The sequence below is a fragment of the Nostoc punctiforme PCC 73102 genome, assembly GCF_000020025.1.
Classification (GTDB): domain Bacteria; phylum Cyanobacteriota; class Cyanobacteriia; order Cyanobacteriales; family Nostocaceae; genus Nostoc; species Nostoc punctiforme.
Map to the genome: position 1 here is coordinate 6,969,410 of NC_010628.1, position 17,081 is coordinate 6,986,490.

Annotated in this window: 9 protein-coding genes, 1 tRNA gene and 1 CRISPR repeat array; of the genes, 5 read left to right on the forward strand and 5 right to left on the reverse strand. The window is 43.8% G+C overall.

Features of this window, described 5'->3' with window-relative positions:
- The first annotated feature begins 456 nt into the window (after nt 1–456).
- Together NPUN_RS28575 and NPUN_RS28580 are read left to right on the forward strand one after the other, a co-directional pair.
- On the forward strand, nt 457–5,886 hold the full coding sequence (locus NPUN_RS28575) for a LamG-like jellyroll fold domain-containing protein (RefSeq protein WP_012411893.1): 5,430 nt from the start codon (nt 457–459) through the stop codon (nt 5,884–5,886).
- Nucleotides 5,887–6,016: 130 nt separating this feature from the next.
- Nucleotides 6,017–6,637 (forward strand): Uma2 family endonuclease, encoded by a 621-nt coding sequence (locus tag NPUN_RS28580; protein WP_012411894.1) that lies wholly within the window; start codon nt 6,017–6,019, stop codon nt 6,635–6,637.
- Between the two features lie 3 nt (nt 6,638–6,640).
- Here NPUN_RS28580 and NPUN_RS28585 read toward each other — a convergent pair whose 3' ends face one another.
- From NPUN_RS28585 to NPUN_RS28595, 3 genes are all read right to left on the reverse strand, one after another.
- The gene (locus NPUN_RS28585) at nt 6,641–7,900 is read right to left on the reverse strand and encodes an FAD-dependent hydroxylase (RefSeq protein WP_012411895.1); all 1,260 of its coding nucleotides are present in this window, start codon (nt 7,898–7,900) and stop codon (nt 6,641–6,643) included.
- A gap of 190 nt (nt 7,901–8,090) precedes the next feature.
- Nucleotides 8,091–8,279 (reverse strand): hypothetical protein, encoded by a 189-nt coding sequence (locus tag NPUN_RS28590; RefSeq protein ID WP_041565690.1) that lies wholly within the window; start codon nt 8,277–8,279, stop codon nt 8,091–8,093.
- Between the two features lie 191 nt (nt 8,280–8,470).
- On the reverse strand, nt 8,471–9,229 hold the full coding sequence (locus tag NPUN_RS28595; RefSeq protein WP_012411896.1) for a YebC/PmpR family DNA-binding transcriptional regulator: 759 nt from the start codon (nt 9,227–9,229) through the stop codon (nt 8,471–8,473).
- A gap of 147 nt (nt 9,230–9,376) precedes the next feature.
- Here NPUN_RS28595 and NPUN_RS28600 point away from each other — a divergent pair, with 147 nt between their 5' ends.
- Entirely contained in the window at nt 9,377–10,723 is a 1,347-nt protein-coding gene (locus NPUN_RS28600; protein ID WP_012411897.1) for an ABC transporter substrate-binding protein, read from the forward strand.
- A 529-nt stretch (nt 10,724–11,252) separates the two neighbouring features.
- On the opposite strand, the gene NPUN_RS28605 is transcribed toward NPUN_RS28600, so the two are convergent.
- Nucleotides 11,253–12,824 (reverse strand): metallophosphoesterase family protein, encoded by a 1,572-nt coding sequence (locus NPUN_RS28605; protein WP_012411898.1) that lies wholly within the window; start codon nt 12,822–12,824, stop codon nt 11,253–11,255.
- A 171-nt stretch (nt 12,825–12,995) separates the two neighbouring features.
- On the opposite strand from NPUN_RS28605, the gene NPUN_RS28610 reads away from it, so the two are divergent.
- A tRNA-Val gene (locus tag NPUN_RS28610) sits at nt 12,996–13,069 on the forward strand.
- Between the two features lie 258 nt (nt 13,070–13,327).
- Nucleotides 13,328–14,145: direct repeats of the CRISPR family, unit length 37 nt; unit sequence CTTTCAACCCACCCAGTACCTGGAGGGTTGTTGCCAC.
- Between the two features lie 445 nt (nt 14,146–14,590).
- Here NPUN_RS28610 and cas12k read toward each other — a convergent pair.
- Entirely contained in the window at nt 14,591–16,510 is a 1,920-nt protein-coding gene (gene cas12k / locus NPUN_RS28615; protein ID WP_012411901.1) for a type V CRISPR-associated protein Cas12k, read from the reverse strand.
- Nucleotides 16,511–16,590: 80 nt separating this feature from the next.
- Between cas12k and NPUN_RS28620 the strand changes: the two genes are divergently transcribed.
- A complete protein-coding gene (locus tag NPUN_RS28620; RefSeq protein ID WP_012411902.1) occupies nt 16,591–17,043 on the forward strand; it encodes a MerR family transcriptional regulator in 453 nt (150 codons plus the stop codon).
- The last annotated feature ends 38 nt before the right edge of the window (nt 17,044–17,081 follow it).

Here is a 17,081-nt window from a genome sequence, read left to right on the forward strand (position 1 = left end):
TTGCACAATGGAGGGTCTGCTTTCTCTAACCCTCTAACTGGCGGCTAAGATCCCCCGCCGACGGTGATCCCTTTAAAAAGGGGGTAAAAGAGGGTTAAAAGCCTCCCTTTTTAAGGGGAGTTGGGGGATATTCAAAAGATTAAAACGTTAAAGGACTTCCAAATAAAAAATGTCCCAAAACTGACGAAAAACCCTTTCTATTTCTCCTCTCTCTCTGTGTTCTCTGTGTCTCTGTGGTAGCCTGCGGCAAGCCGCTCCGCGTCTACGTTTATTTGGATAATTTATTTCTTGCAAGTCCCTAACCGAACCGTATTAGGCGATAGGTAGTTTACGAACTTAACTAGATACTTAACTAGATCCTTAACTTTCCTCAATTTACCGTTATCGCCCTGCCTGAGCAACTCCTATAGATTGAAAGTGTTCTAAAAGACACAGGAAATCAAAGGACAAAACATCATGAGTTCAACAATCACCGAAATCATCTCAATTGTAAAAGACTCGATCGCAAAAACTGGACAATTCACCCTCAAGGATTCCACAATCAATACGCTTCCCCTCGGCAAATTGATGAATCTTTTAGAGATTCCACAACTAGACTTCAACCTTATTGTTAGTGATTCTGAGAATACGATTACGATCGCAGGACAATCCTCGCTTCTGGGTGCTGGGAAGATTGCGATCGAAGCCACATTTGGAGAAGTCGATGGTACGGTATCTTTTAGTGTGGGTGCTAAAGATATTTCGTCGTGTTACATTCCCGGAATCAGTTCCTTGGTATTAGAGCAGGGACAATTTGCACTACATGTTACCGGAAAAGCTGATGACGTGACTGGGACATTTAGCGGCAGTATTCACGTGGGTGATACGACCATTTCGAATGCAGTATTTGAGGTTACTAAAAAAGACACTGATATTGTGTTGCATTGGATGATTGCGGAACTAGACCTACCTGCAATCTCAGATGTATTTCTGAATCATGTTTCCTTACCGGCTGAACTGCCTACTTTTCACTTCAAAGATATTGCGATCGCTATCTCGCCTCAAACAGGCGCATTTTCCTTTGAAATTATTGCTAAGGATCTTTGGGAATTTCCAGCCAATGGAGGCGATCTGAGTATTAGTGAAGTCAGCCTGACAATTGAGCGAGATCGGCGAGATAGCCTGACTCATTGCGCGATCACAATTCAAAGTAACGTTGAAAAAGAGATTGTCAACGGCTTGAAAATTAAAGATTTTCAACTCACTTTTGACTTGAAAGGAGAGGATTGGTCAGTTGACGGTAAAGTCAACGCCGATGTGTTTGATGATTCTGTCACCCTGGAGGCTAGCTACAACCAATCTCAGGCAGGCAAAACCCTGAAGCTGGCGGCTGAGGTTGATATGCATCCTGTAAATTTAGGGGAAATCAGCTTGAGTCTTTTTGGTTTGGAACTGGAGTTTACCAAACCTGCGGCTCAAGAAGGCGAAGTAGTTCCCCTCGAATGGAGCGTTGCGGCGGCAGGAAAACTATCGATTCCGGGTGCGATCGAGAGTGATGGCCAACTGACGATTTTTAGAGAAGAGAAAGCCAGGGGACTGCAATTTGAAGCAATTCAGGCAGCCGTATCAATTCCGCTTCCGTCTACACAAGGCATGATGGAACTGAACTTTGAGCGTCTGTCAATTTCTGGCAGTTCCAGTGATTGGACATTTGCTGCTGCTGTCGATCTGGCATTTCAAGGCTTGAATCCCACCGTTCAAGCACATTTGCCGAAAGACCCGATCGCTATGACCTTTACGGCAAGCAAACAGGGGGTTATCCTGAGCATTGCTAGCAAGAGTGACATTGAGTCGATTTACTTCACCGTCCCACCAATCGAACTAGAGAGCGATCGCATCGAGTTAGGTACTGCCAAAATTGGGTTTTCTAGCCTCAGTATCCAATTAGGTCGAATTGTCGATCTAGAAGCAGAGTTGAATATCGGTCTACCCTCACAACTGAATAATCTATTTGGTCGCAAGAAAGACGAGAACGGACACATTGAAAACGATGCCGATGGCAACCCACTTCCAGCAGTAGAGTTCTTCCGCACCCTCGATTTACATGACGAAGCTGATACAACGGTGCAAGTGAAGCTCGTGATTAGTAAAGCAGGAATTACGCTCCTTCCTGAAACATCTTTTATTAAGGCCATCGAGTCGCAGACTGACGCAACTGGAAAATCTTTTTGGCATTGTGATTTCGGTGAATACGGTGAGATTAACGTCGATGTACCCAACTTTAGCTACACCGGATCAAGCTTTGCTGCCAGTGGTGGATTTGAGGTAGTCAAACCCTTGGCTTTACCACTAACCCCAATTCAGCATTTGTTAGCAGCTTGTAAACTTCCTGGTGCTGCCGCCATGCTGCCAGATCGTTTGCCTCTCGATCAAGAAATCAATGCTGAGAACTTTGTGGACAAGCTCACCGAACGTCTAGAAGCCTTACTTGCCAAGCTCGGTAGCGGCAAACTGTCTAATGCAGCCAAAGAAGTTCTAGAGACTATCTCCCAAAGCTTCCACAAGCTCCCCACAAGCTTCATGGAATACCTCAACTTTAAAATGCCGCAAAGCTTCCAGTTTGAGGTTGCCGCCTCGCCTGCTGGAGCCTTGCAGTTTAAAGCTAGCGTCAAAAAAGACGATCCGCCAATTAAATTGCTGTTTCCTAGCTTGATGCTGGGGATGCCTGTTCTCAATGGTGTGACGCTTCGCAGCATTTCCTTTGGTGAAACCGCAGGCGGACAGTTGTTCTTGCTAGAAATGGACGCTGATATTGATCAGTTTGATTTAGCTACCTTAGTTGCTGCGATCGCATTGCCTGAAGATCGCGATCCGCTACCTAGTACTCAAGCAATACAACGTCGCTTGCGGTTAAACAATACGGTGATGGTGCTACCGCTTGAATTTCCGGTACCGATTCCCATGTTCTACGACAATATTGGTATCGAGTATCTGGGCTTAGAAGGCTTAACGCTCCAAGCACACGCCCAATTTCCTAAGCCGACAGTTGAACTTCAGAAAATTAGTAACTTGCTGTCTGATATCAAAGAGTTCTTCACTAACTCTGACCACCCAATTCCAAATCAGCTTCCTGTAGAATTCAAATTCTCGCTCAATCAAAACTATCTCCAACTTCCCAAGTATCTTGGCGGTCAAGCGCTAGGTACTCAAGGAGATGGACCCACCCTAGATGACAAAGATATAGTGCATCTACTCCAGGGGATAAGAACCTTGTCAGTGAATGAGTTGATTCAGGCATTACCACTAAATCAGCGCGTGGGCAGTACCCAGGTTTCCTTTGGGCCACTGTCTAGCAGTTTAGGCTGGCTGGTGACAACCCCTGATGAATTTAGTCAAATTATTACCCAACCAACATCGAAAGCGATCGCTTATTCTGCTTTGGGATTGACCACAGATTTGCAAGCAACTCAAATTTTATCAGTGCTGCCTTCTGCCTCAACCGCCAATGAGCAGGGTATTGTCGCCTTTCTGCGAGGTAACTTTAATGTCGGTAGCGCCAAACTAGACACTGTTTTTGGTCTAGCTGCTTCTTCTAAGGGATTCAAGACCGGATTCGAGATCAAAGGTGCGATCGCGAAAGTTGTCACCCTAAATTTAGCAGGAGCGATCGCCATCGCATCTCCAAAAATCGCGCCTCCCACATCCTATGCGCTGGCATTTAACGGGCAGAGCGATTACGTTAAACTCAATAATCCTGCCGCTTTGAATTTTACCGGAGCAATCACCATCTCTGCGTGGATCAAACCCGATGCGATCGATGGATTACAAAACATCGTTGCTCACGGCTATACCTCATCTCCAAGCGGAGAGGTCTACCTCAGAATTCTCAATGGACAATACCAATTTGGTTATTGGGGATTAAACAGTCTTCCTTTTGAACAACTGGTTGCTGCATCGATTCCGGCTGAAGATGTGGGGAACTGGGTCTATCTAACCGGCGTGTTTGATGGTGGAATGTGGCGGCTATACCGGAATGGTCTACTCATGAATGCAGTTGCTGGTTCTCAAGGAGCGATCCAAGTTAGCGAGAACTGGGCGATCGGAGCCAGAGGAACGGGAACAGAGCGATTCTTCAAAGGGAAAATTGCCGATGTCCAAATTTGGAATAGGGCGCGTTCTCTCGAAGAAATTGGCGCAGCAATGATGCGATCGCCCAAGGGCAATGAACCCGGATTAATTGGCTACTGGCAACTTAACGAAGGTTCGGGCACAGTGGCGCACGATGCCACCGCAAACGCCAATCATGGGCAGCTTCAGGGAACTCAATGGCAGCTAATCACTGCTAATAATACTGCTTTCCGTTTAGATGGAAGCAGCAGTCTGTCGATCCCGCTGCTGAATTCAGAACGACCAATTTCTAAGGGTCAGGTGCAATTAATCGACAATCAAAACAATCATCAGTTCCACTATGAAGGCGATTTGCAGCTATTTTCCAGCAATTCTCTCTTGAAAGTGAACGGCAACCTGAAAGGCGACATCAACGATAAAACTTATCGCTTCTCTGGGGATGTCACAACCTCACTAGCGGGTTTAACGCTGCTAGGTGCAAAAGCCTTAATTGAAAACGATCTCGTTTGGTTAGAAGGAACCTGGCTTGGAAACCAAACTAAGCTCACTCTCCAAACTGCCGATAAAGCTTGGCAGATAAAGGGTATAGCAGGGTTTAATCTGCCGAACCTTAGCGTTGATTTAGGAGTTGTCAACAAAGTGGTTGGCAGCAATCTCATCAAGGTTGCAGATAACCTTTCAATTAACGTTGCGGCAAATCTGTCTTTAGATATCACTCTGAGTAACAACGGATTTTCCGCCACTGTTTCGCCTAACTGTACATTGAATGGTCAAAAACTCCCCCTATCATCCTTTACAATTACTGTTGCTCCATCTACTTTGGAGGCTTTAGCCGAACAGATCAAACAGAAGATCAAAGAGCAAGCTAGTCAAATTTTTGATATGCTGTTCCCAAATGCCCAAGCTTGGCTGGATGGCATTAGCTCCAAAGCGATCGCCTGGACAACGAATGCCTACGCTGATATGGGTAAGGTTCTGGGAAGCATCTACGGTCAGAGTGCTAGCCAAGCCGTTAGTTTGCTCAAGGGTGCAAAATATGATGTAGATACAGTGGGACATGTTCTCAAGGAAGGGTTTGGCAAGACATCTGACGAAGTTACCCAAATTCTTCATGATGCTCAATACTCAGCCATTGAAGTAGGGCAGACCCTAAATCGTGTCTTTGGCAAAGGGGCAAATGAGGTCACTTCCGCTCTGAAAGCTGTAGGTTACAAGGCAACTGATGTTGGGCAAATGCTCGTGAGTGTCTTTAATGCTACCGATAATCAGGTCGCCTCATTCCTCAAAACCGCAGGTTATACCGCATCTCAAGTGGGACAGGTGCTCTCTGATGTTTTCCACGAAAGCAGCCAAGCAACTGCTCAAATTCTCAAGAATGTCGGCTACACCGTATCTGAGGTGGGACAGGCACTCGCTGATGTCTTCCAGCAAGGCAGCCAAGCAACTGCTCAAATTCTCAAGAATATTGGCTACACTGCATCTGAGGTGGGACAGGTACTCTCTAATGTCTTCCGCCAAAGCGACCAAGCAACTGCTCAAATTCTTAAGAATCTCGGCTACAACGCATCTGAAGTGGGACAGGTACTCAAAAACGTTTTTGGTAAGAGTGCGAATGATGCAGCTTCAATCCTCAGTAACGTTGGCTACTCAATCATAGATGTTGCTCGCGTACTTAAGGATACATTCCAGCAGGGCAAAGATTCAGTCTGGAATTTTCTCAAACGAATAGGGGTTTCTATTTGGGATATCCCCAAAATTATCAAAGCTTTGTTTGGTTAAGCGAGGTTAAGTCTAATCGGCAATCATGGGGTGGGCACTGCTCACCCTTTTTTCTTAACCGTAGTAGAAAAGCTGTCCACAGTCTCCTAGATTAGAGATAATATTTCCAAAGCAATAACTCTCAAAAGTCATGACTCAAGCTATACCCAAGCTAATAACCTTTGAGGAATTTGCCGATTGGCTACCCGACAATCGACGAGTCCGCTACGAACTACATAAAGGACAAATTGTTGAGATGGCACAACCAGTAGGGGAACACGAAGATGTTAAAGGATTTTTGACGATAAAGCTTAGTGCTTCAATTGACCGATTAAACCTGCCTTACAGTATCCCCAACCAAGCTATAGTTAGACCTCCTGAAAAAGATTCTGGTTACTTACCAGATGTATTGGTGCTAAACCGTGCCAATCTGGTAAACGAAGAATTATGGAAAAAACAATCTACCGTTAGTTTGGGTGCATCGATCCCTTTGGTAATTGAGGTTGTATCAACTAACTGGCGGGATGATTACTATTTAAAATACGCTGATTACGAAGAGATGGGTATCCCAGAATACTGGATTGTCGATTATGCTGCTTTGGGTGGACGCAATTTTATCGGCAATCCTAAACAACCGACAATTACCGTTTGTAACTTGGTTGATGAGGAATATCAAATAAGTAAGTTTAGAGATAACGATCGCATTATCTCCCAAACCTTTCCCGAATTGAATCTCACCCCAAACCAGATTTTTCAAGCTGCTGTAATCTAGCGTTTATCGTTTTGCCAATTCTGGAGTCCGCCCTTTCAAGCCAATCATCAACTTCAGCATAAACACCTTTAAAAGGGGTACTCGTTGCAAAAACCATAAACCCAAGCGACGAACCACCACTACAGGTAAGAAGTTATTAGAAAACATCCGATCTAACAAATCGGTGAAACCTAAAATAGTCAGGTTTTCCAACTTGCGCCAGCGTTCATAACCTTTAAGAATTTGAATGTCGCCAATATCTTTACCCGCTTGGTGCGCTGTTTGGATTACTTGCGCCAAAGCTGCTGCATCCCGAATTCCCAAATTTAAACCTTGTCCACCCACAGGATGGCAATTGTGCGCCGCATCACCAATTAATGCCAGTCGGGGGAGAACATAGCGATCGCTTTGCATGAGTTGTACCTGGAATACAAAGCGATCGCCTAGTAATTCCAATTTCCCCATCTGATCGCCATAACGACGGGTGAGTTCTGCTAAAAATTGCTCATCATCTAAGGCACACAAAGCTTTTGCTTCTTCGTGAGGGGCTGTCCACACAATGCGGCAACGGTTCTCTGGTAAAGGTAAAATCGCAAAGGGCCCGCTAGACCAAAATCTTTCGTAAGCGGTGTTATTGTGAGGTTTTTCTGGTTTGACAAATGCCACGATGCAAGACTGCCAATATTTCCAGCCGGAGGTTTTAATACCAGCAGCTTGACGAATTGGCGATCGCGCCCCATCTGCTGCTATCAGTAATTTGCTGCGAACTGTGTATAACTGATCGGCTACTTTAATATCTACTGCGACTATATCTTTCTGGTACTGTGTATTTACCACTTCAGCCGGACACAGATATGTCACATTTGGACAATCTTGGACAAACTCCTGCAAAGGCTGCAACAGCGCTTGGTGTTCCGCCACATAACCCAACTCTGCTGTATGTATATCATCTGTGGTAAATTCCACCACGTTGGGATAATCGGCATCAGAAAGACGAACTCGGCGATATTTGGCGATTTGAGGCAATATTTTGTCCCAAACTCCAATTCCTTGGTAAATTAACGCCGAAAGCTGATGAACTGCATAAGCTTGTCCCTTAGCTACCGCCGCTGATGCGACTTTCGCCTCAATCAGCAAGATACTCAAGCCAGAATCTTTTAAAGCAGAGGCTAGAGTTAACCCAATAATCCCACCGCCGACAATTACCAAATCATATTCATATCCCCGCAAGTCTGGCGGTGTTGGTTGAGGGGAGAGAGGTTGCTCAAGCTGCGTTAGGGCCATTGTTAAGTTAGGTTACAGCGTCTTTTACTCTTATTTTGACGCGATCGCGCCTCCTTGAGCAAGTTAATGAAAAAACCCGTTGATTGGTAGGGATTTCAACGGGGTTAAATAATGCAGTTATTTTTTCAGAGAAACCAATACTAAACTTTATTACAGAGCTACTAGAAACTGCTGCACATAATAGTAACTATTAATGAGTTTTAGGAGCTATATTTTTAGCATGATGTTTGTGATGTTTGTGGTATTTTACGTGTTTAATTTTACTAGATTTTGTGGCAGCAACATGGTGGATAGTTTTCGCTTGAGCTTGAGATGCAAAAGCGGTTACAGGCGCAGCAAAAATTAAAGCCAAAAGTAAAGCTTTAGCGAACTTATTCACTTGAAATTCCTCATCAACTAATCAACAATCTAACTATCCAATAGGTATATGTCATGAGTTTGTAATTGATATGAATCTTTCATGTCTATTTTTACAACCGTAAAATATCGTAATTATAGAGAATACTTGGCTAATCAGAGTTGGTGGTATTTCAAAGTTAGATGTAACATTTTGCTCTGTGCAAACTTTGATTAAGAAATGCTGAGAGCCATCAATTCTTCTGTTATGTCAAAGTTAGCTGTGACATTTTGCACGTCATCCAAGCCTTCTAGAGTATCAATTAACTTGAAAAGCGATCGTGCCTGATCTGGATCGGTAACTTCTACACTATTACTAGGAATCCAGCGAAATTCGGCATCAGTTACCTTAAAGCCTTGATTTTTGAGCGTCTGACTAAGGGCTTCTAAATTGCCAATATCAGTAAAAACTTCAGCCATCTCATCTTCAGTCATCTCATAAGATTCAGCACCGCCTTCGAGGGATGCTTCTAAAAGCTGTTCTTCGTCAATCACACCCTGTACTACACAAACGCCTTTTTGATCGAACATCCAGCTAACGCAACCTGTTTCACCAAGATTGCCACCATTTTTACTAAAAGCTACACGCAAGTCAGCAGCAGTGCGATTGCGATTATCTGTGAAGGCTTCGATTAAAATCGCTACACCACCAGGGCCATAGCCTTCGTAGCGAATTGCCTCAAAGATAGCGTTATCACCGCCAAAAGTGCCTGCCCCTTTAGCGATCGCTCGTTCAATATTATCATTGGGGATACTCGCTGCTTTTGCCTTGTCAATTGCCGTGCGAAGTTGAAAATTCAGCGCCGGATCTGGTACGCCGCTTCTAGCCGCCACAATAATCGCCCGCGATAACTGAGTAAAGGTTTTCCCCTTTTTTGCATCTACTACCGCTTTTTGGCGCTTAATATTTGCCCATTTACTGTGTCCTGCCATAATCTGAAATTATCAAAACTCTATTCAAGATTAGGATATAAACGCTTGCAAAAACCATGACTTAAGATAATTGTGCAACTCTACATCAAAGTGGCAAAGTTATGTTGAAGCAGCTACGAGAATCGATCAATCATTTTAATCAACATCATGCACAATTTTTTTTCGCCTCCTCGCTATGCCAAGCGAAAAAGAAAGAGACTATCAAATTATCTTAGGAAATTACTCTTTGTATTATTCGTAGGCATAATAGCTTTAGTTGGATGTCAAAGTATTCTACCTGTTATTAAGGAACATAAAGTAATTCATTTAACCCTGTGGCAAGGTGTAAATCCGCCGCCAAATCGGGATGTGCTGCAAAAACTAGTAGACAAATTCAATCAATCCCACCCAGATATTCAAGTAGAGTCGCTTTATGTTGGGCAACAGGATCAACAAACGCCCAAGATTTTAGCAGCAGTGGTAGGAAATGCACCTCCAGATTTATTGTGGTACAATCCGACGATCGCAGGTCAATTGGTAGAACTCAATGCGCTTTTACCTTTGGATGAACTGCTGGATAAATCTCCAATCAAAGCCGAAATTGACCCCGCTTTATATGGATCGATGAAATACAACGGTAAAATTTGGTCCGTGCCCTTTGCTACAAATAATGTTGGTATTTTTTACCGTCCGAGTTTGTTTAAGGCAGCAGGAATTACTGAATTACCCAGGACTTGGCAGGAGTTTGCACAAGTTGCCAAGAAATTAACTCGTGATACCAATGGTGATGGACGAATCGATCAATATGGGATGTTTCTACCTTTGGGAAAGGGAGAATTTACAGTGTTCACCTGGTTGCCGTTTATGTGGAGTGGAGGTGGTGAGTTAGTGAGTGGTGATTCACAGAATGCAGCAGCAGTAAATTTGCAAAACAATCAAGGCGCGATCGCAGCTTTGCAATTCTGGCGTGATTTAATTACGAAAGGTTCCGCGATTTTATCTGGCCCAGAACGGGGTTATGAGACAGATGACTTGCTCAGTGGTAAAGTTGCAATGCAATTAAATGGCCCTTGGACTCTGGGGCAATTTCAAGAGACTGGTGTCGATTTTGATGTTTTTCCAATTCCTGTTGGACAAAAACCTGCTACTGTTATTGGTGGTGAGAATCTCTTCTTTTTCAAAACTACACCGAAACGTGAAAAAGCAGCTTTTAAGTTTGTCGAATATGCTTTGAGTGAAGAATTTCAGACAGAATTAGCATTGGGAACTGGTTATTTACCAGTGAATTTGAAGTCTCGTGAAAGTCCAAAATATCAAGATTTTATCAAAAAAATACCACAGGTAAAGGTATTTTTAGACCAAGCTAAATATGGGCGATCGCGTCCCATATTTCCTGGTTACAATCGAATTTCTGACAGTGTAGGTCGGGCGATTGAATCTGTGCTGTTGGGTAAAAGTTCGCCAGCAGAATCACTCAAAGCAACACAGCAACGTTTGGATTTGATTTTCAAGTGATTAAAGCGCGTAGTTTACCGCCATAAGCATCGCATCCCGTTTAAATCAATATGTTTAGGTTAATATCATTGCTTTGTGAGGCTGCACCAAATTTTCTTTCTTTGTGTCCTTTGCGGTTCGTTCCTCATATATTCATACAGGATTGGTATAAGTCTTAACTCTTTTAGGACTTACGCAAGAGTTACGGAATAACGTAGACGCTTCGGCTTGCCGCAGGCTACCACAGAGGCGCAGAGGACACGGAGAAATAAGAGTTTGAGAGATATTTTGCGTAAGTCCTATCTTGATCAAAGTCAATTTTTTTTAACGTAGACGCAAAGCGGTGAGCCAGTCCGGTGGACGGGTTCCCCGGCATAAAGGAACTGGCGTTAGCGTAGCGGTAGCGATAGCGCAGCGTTAGCGTACTCTTACGGAGAAGCGAGCTACGCGCAGCGTCTCGTAGAGAGGAACGAGCGTCACCCGTAGAGCTTGCCGCAGGCTACTGCAAAGAAAGAGAAGGAAGAAATGCTCAACTGAACTGTATTGCCGTTTAAATTACAAATGGTTCAAGTTCGCGGTTATACCATTCATCTTCAATCCGTTCAGTAACCAACGGTCTAATGATAAACTTAGGCGGGCTACCATCCAGAACATCAATCCGCACACATGAGTAAGGTAGGCGATTCTGAAAAGTGCGATCGTGACGACCCACAAAAAGCGTTGAATCGGCAACTTTCCGAGTGGGTTTACCTGCAATTTCCGTAAAAGTCTCCATTAATTCAGTCCCCTTTCGCCTTTGATAGCGGGGACGATGACCACTACCACCAGAGATAATGCAGTTAATGTGAGAGTCAGCAAATCCGGTATCAGTTGTACGAAGATGCTCCAAACAGTGAGCGTGACCATTTAAAATCAAATCGACTATGGGACGTTCTTTAATTAGAGAACCAAGATTTTCTGCCACTTGTTCAAACACCCAGCGCAAGCGATGGCGAACTGCCAAGGTTTGTGCTTGATTCCATTTAGTAGCTTCTGTGACGTAGGGAGGATGGTGGAAAAAGATTACGCGTCCGCGCACTTCGGAGGTGTTCCAAGATTCAATTAGTCTGCTTCGCAACCATTCAAGTTGTTCAAAATCGATCGCAGGCATTTTATGAGATGCCAATTGTTTTTCAATATCGATTTTGATCTCGTTTATTTGGTCTAGTTTGGCGCTAAGTTCATCAAGTTGTTCAGCTTCGGCGGGTTTATCCGGGTTGAGGCGATCGCATATTCCCAAAATCTGCAATTCTTCTCGATCTATTTCCTGGCGACGCTTTTGCAATTCCCGGCGATAAATTTTCCCCTCTTCAGTTGCAGGTAAAGGTGATGGTGTATTAAAGGTATTAGAATCCAGTGCGAAAAAGTCAATCCCGCCATAACGAAAGGTGTAATAGCGATTGGGTAAGCGGGTAAATTGTCCGGGTTCGTAACGCAAACACCGCCCTGTATCGGTCTTAGCAGTGTAGTGTCGATCTAAATGACGTTCTAACTCTTGTGGGGAAGCGATCGCCTGCGTATAGTCCATAAATGCCCGCGCATAAGCATTTCCTTGATACGATCCATGCCAGCCAATCTCGATATCTTTGTAGCGGAACAAGCGACGTAATGAAGATGTTGTACCAGTAACCAAACGGTACATCAACGGCACATCGTAATAATCATGATTACCTGGCACTGGCAAGAATGGCATATTAAATACCATGCGGTCATAAGGAATGCTTTTCGGCTTGTCACCACCTACAATAAATTCCCGGTAAGGCTCAATAAAGTTTGTTGAATAATATTCTTGGGAACCAACCACATAGATTACATCACCTGTGTGCAACACAAAACTGCAATCATCCCGGTGAGGAAGCATCAATTCGGCAACTTTTCGTTGGGGGTGATGGCGAGAATGGGATTTGGTGCCGGAATCACCAATAACCATAAAGGAAAATTCTGGACTATCTTCCCTGCGATCGTCAATAACCATGCTGGTTTGGTCAATTCCCCGTTGCACAAAACTTGGATGCATCCACCGCACCCGTTCCTTCATCTTTTGAATTTTTACAGGAATCGGTGGATCGGAAATCAATTTCATGGCTGATAACTCTTGAATGCTTAACGCACAAGCTGATTGTAACGAAATAATAAGGATTTTATTTGAAATTAGGATTTACGCACTCAAAATCTAAAACCCCCTTAAAAAGCTTGGGTCTTTATCTTGTGCGATCGCAAAAGTATATGCTACTATCAATATTCGTGTGGTTAAGGACGTATAGCTCAGTTGGTTAGAGCGCTACGTTGACATCGTAGAGGTCACTGGTTCGAATCCAGTTACGTCCATTTTTTTTGTACAGTGACTAATTATTTGTCGTCGGTGACAGATTAATGTCGTTGGGACTAATTAACTGTCGTCGGGACGAATTGATGTCGTTTAGGTGCCAGTGACAGATTAATGTCATTTATTTACAGAGACTATAGCGATAATGTCAACGTAGCGCTCTCTTTCAACCCTCCCTAATAAAAATTATGATAACCCACCTAGTACCTGGCAGGTTATTAAAACATTTTTGTATGCGTGCGTAATGATTTCAGATTTGCCTTTCAACCCACCCAGTACCTGGAGGGTTGTTGCCACCAGGAGGCATCTAGAGGAATCCGATGGATGGTTCTTTCAACCCACCCAGTACCTGGAGGGTTGTTGCCACACCATTAATCGCCATCCGCCAGATAGAATCCAATCTTTCAACCCACCCAGTACCTGGAGGGTTGTTGCCACATTCAAGATTATTTGGGGCATCGGAATATTAATCACTTTCAACCCACCCAGTACCTGGAGGGTTGTTGCCACGCAGAGCTTCTTCCCGGATGTTTTGAAGTTCGCCCTTTCAACCCACCCAGTACCTGGAGGGTTGTTGCCACACCAGGATTACCAATACACTCAGCAGTAAAACAACTTTCAACCCACCCAGTACCTGGAGGGTTGTTGCCACCGGTAAGCTTATTCTCATCAAAAGTGACATCCTCTTTCAACCCACCCAGTACCTGGAGGGTTGTTGCCACGGACGTAACGAAAAAGGTATTCGCGAAAAGTTCTGCTTTCAACCCACCCAGTACCTGGAGGGTTGTTGCCACTATTAAGTGCTGTAGCAAATTCAGGTAATCTATCCTTTCAACCCACCCAGTACCTGGAGGGTTGTTGCCACTTCCGCACCGTTGTGGAACATGCCGTCGTTACTCTTTCAACCCACCCAGTACCTGGAGGGTTGTTGCCACATTAGGAGTGCAATGCCAGCGAAATACACACATTGGCTTTCAACCCACCCAGTACCTGGAGGGTTGTTGCCACATCCCATCGCATCTGCTATCCCCTGAGTAGCGCCTTTCAACCCACCCAGTACCTGGAGGGTTGTTGCCACCCACTCAGTTTCAAAATATTGTAGGGCAACTTTTCTAGATTTCCTCAGCGCGTATGTTTCCCAATTTCCTATTTGAGCCTCAGTCACAAGAATCATATCTGTATGGAAAAACGATAAATTCAGACGGGGCAAGGTATTTGGAACTTGCGCGAAACTCTTAGAAATTTTGCCTTGATTTTAGTCCTTCAAATGAAGAATTGGGGAGGGTTCCCCCTTGATCGGGGGTGATTCAGTAGCCACTACAGCAGTACATCCGCGCCCTTATTGCTGGGAGCGCACCTATCCTGTCATAAAGACAGCAGCATCAGGGTGAGCAGCTACTAGGGTCAGAAAGCAAGACTATATTGCTACAGTCAAACTAACCCTCATTTAACACAGTTCAGAGGCTGCAAGCAGCATGAATTGCGGCGCTATTAATATTCTATTGTCAAGGTTCAGATATTTGTCAACTTCGCCTAGCTAGCCGATCATGGTAAGCAGAAAGTGCTAATTCCTTTGCTTGTTCATGAGGGCTACCTCTAACAGGTTGTTTTCCCTCTTCAATCACAATTCCTGCCTGACTACCTTTACTTTGAATACTCTGTATTAATCTGCCATAGCTCCACTTGTGAACATTAACTCGGTATTGTTTGGCGTATTTTTGCTGAACTTCTACGGAGCCTGGACATTTTGCTTCGGCTATAGCTTGAATTTCACTTTGAACAATCTCTCGCATATCCCCTAGCTTAGGCAAAACTATATTGCCAGCTTTATAGGTTTGTGCGATCGCAATAATTTCTTTAGCCAATAATCTGTCTACATACTGCCCTAACTCAGATGTACCAAATTGATTGGGAGAGAAGCTTTTTTGTGCTTTGTGGCGTTCGTGGGATGATGATCGCTGTTGTCGTCTTTGCCGATTCAGAAGTTCGTAATTGTCGCCAAGTAACTGGCGGATACTCCGGTAAGCTAGAACTTTACCTGCGATCGCATCTACTACAGCTACGGTGGCAGGTTTTTCTAGTCCCAGGCTTACTCCAACCAAAATGTGTGATTGACCTTGGTAAAGGGGTTGACTAGGACGCTCAAAGCTATTATTCATTCGATTAAGCGTTGATTCTTTACGTTGAATAAAAGCTTTCTGTGTATCCTTTAGGTCACTTTTTTCTTTCATCTTCGTGATGAGTTTGCTAATTTCTTCTGCTTTCTCTTGGCGAACCTGTTCTGTTCCGTCAGCAGTCCATAGGCGATTGTCAACACAGCAGTAGAGGTTCAATCGGTTAAGGTTCCAAGGTTCGCTCTTACCCTCTCCTTCTTGCCAAACTAGGTGACCATTTCTGAGAGTGAATAAGCCACTAGAATACTGGCTTTTACTTTGGCGTTTAGTTTGTTGATCTTCTAGGAAACGTTGAAACCAGTGAAGTTGGCGATTGTCGCAGTATACCTCAAAGCTAAGATCGCTCAATCCATTGAAGTGAACACACAGCCTACCTTTTTGATTCTTTGACCAAACCATATCCTCGTTCGTTTCAAAAACAAGGGGGAATGGAAGAGAACTTGGTCGAGTTAATAGAATATCCTGCCAGCGCTTGGCTTCGGCGTTATCTTCAGGAAAGGTGGTTGTAGCAGTGAAGAGTGTCTCTAACCATTTACGATTGGTCAAATCTCGACCTTTAGGCATCCGACTTATTAACTTTTCGGTAAGCCTTTGAATTTGGATTTCAACTTGACGACGACGTTTAGCAAATTTTTCTGAATCTTCTTCTTTATCGCTAAGTTTGCAGCCATTTTTCAATAAGTAGCTGATGGCGCTGCGGCTAAGGATGTCTTCTGTCTCTTGGTAAGCTTCAAATAATTTATTGGATAAACTGCGGTCAGAACTAGATGACGAGGATTTTTTAGCCTCCTTGCCCTTTTTTGTTTTGGGTTGAGAGCTATCTGAGTCAGATGTTGGCATAGCTTTTGCCAAAATTTCAGAGGCTTTGGTACGAATAGCCCCCATACTAGAACCGCTAGTTTCCACAAGTTCAACATCACTGTTGAGCATTTCTAGCCAGCGCATTTTGCCGTCTAGCTGTTGCTGTAGACGTTTTTGTATAGCCAGCCAAGACTTGTAGATGTAGTCCACAATATGAATCGCCGACATATATAAACGGCTAGGTTGACCTACAAAGCGAGGGTCAGTCTTGAGAGGTTGGCACAGTTGACTAACAACAGTTGTTGGAAGCTTACCTTGTTGTCGCCAATTCTCGAAGTCTGGGTGTTTACCAAGTTGTTCAATTAGTTCATTAATTAAGGGTGTGTTTAAAGTTGCCATCAATTTCCACAGTTTTTGGCGGGTTGATTCACTGGCAATAAGACGGCACTGGATAGTAATCTGACTCATAAAAATAAAATATCATATAAATACACTATGTATTCTTAAAAAAATTAAATTTAAAAAGTTGCTTCTGTAGGATGATTTCTATGGAAGAAAAATTCTACACAAGCACAGAAGCTGCTGAAATTACTAATTGTTCCCGTCGTCAATTACAGTATTGGCGAGATAAAGGTGTTGTTATACCAACTGTGAATACCACAGGTAAGGGACGTAATGTTTACTACTCCGTAGCTGACCTGTTGACGCTAACTGTGATGCATTATTTATTGTCTGTTGGCTTAAGCTTTGAAGTTTGCCGGGAAGCTTTGGCTATGTTGCAAGATAAGGAGCCTTGGCTGTTTGAGGAATTTGTGTCTAAAAAAAAGATGAGGCGACTGATGCTGATATCTAACGCCTCTCAGCAAAAGTATTTAACATTAGCAGAATTTGATAAAGAGGCAGCGCTAGAAGCTCTTTGTCAAGGGCAGACTGTAATTCCTTTTTGGTGCGATCGCATTCACGAAGTCTTACACCAAAACCTCAAACGCTTTAGTGAGTAACATTAAGTACTATATGCTGCATAACAATACTTATAATT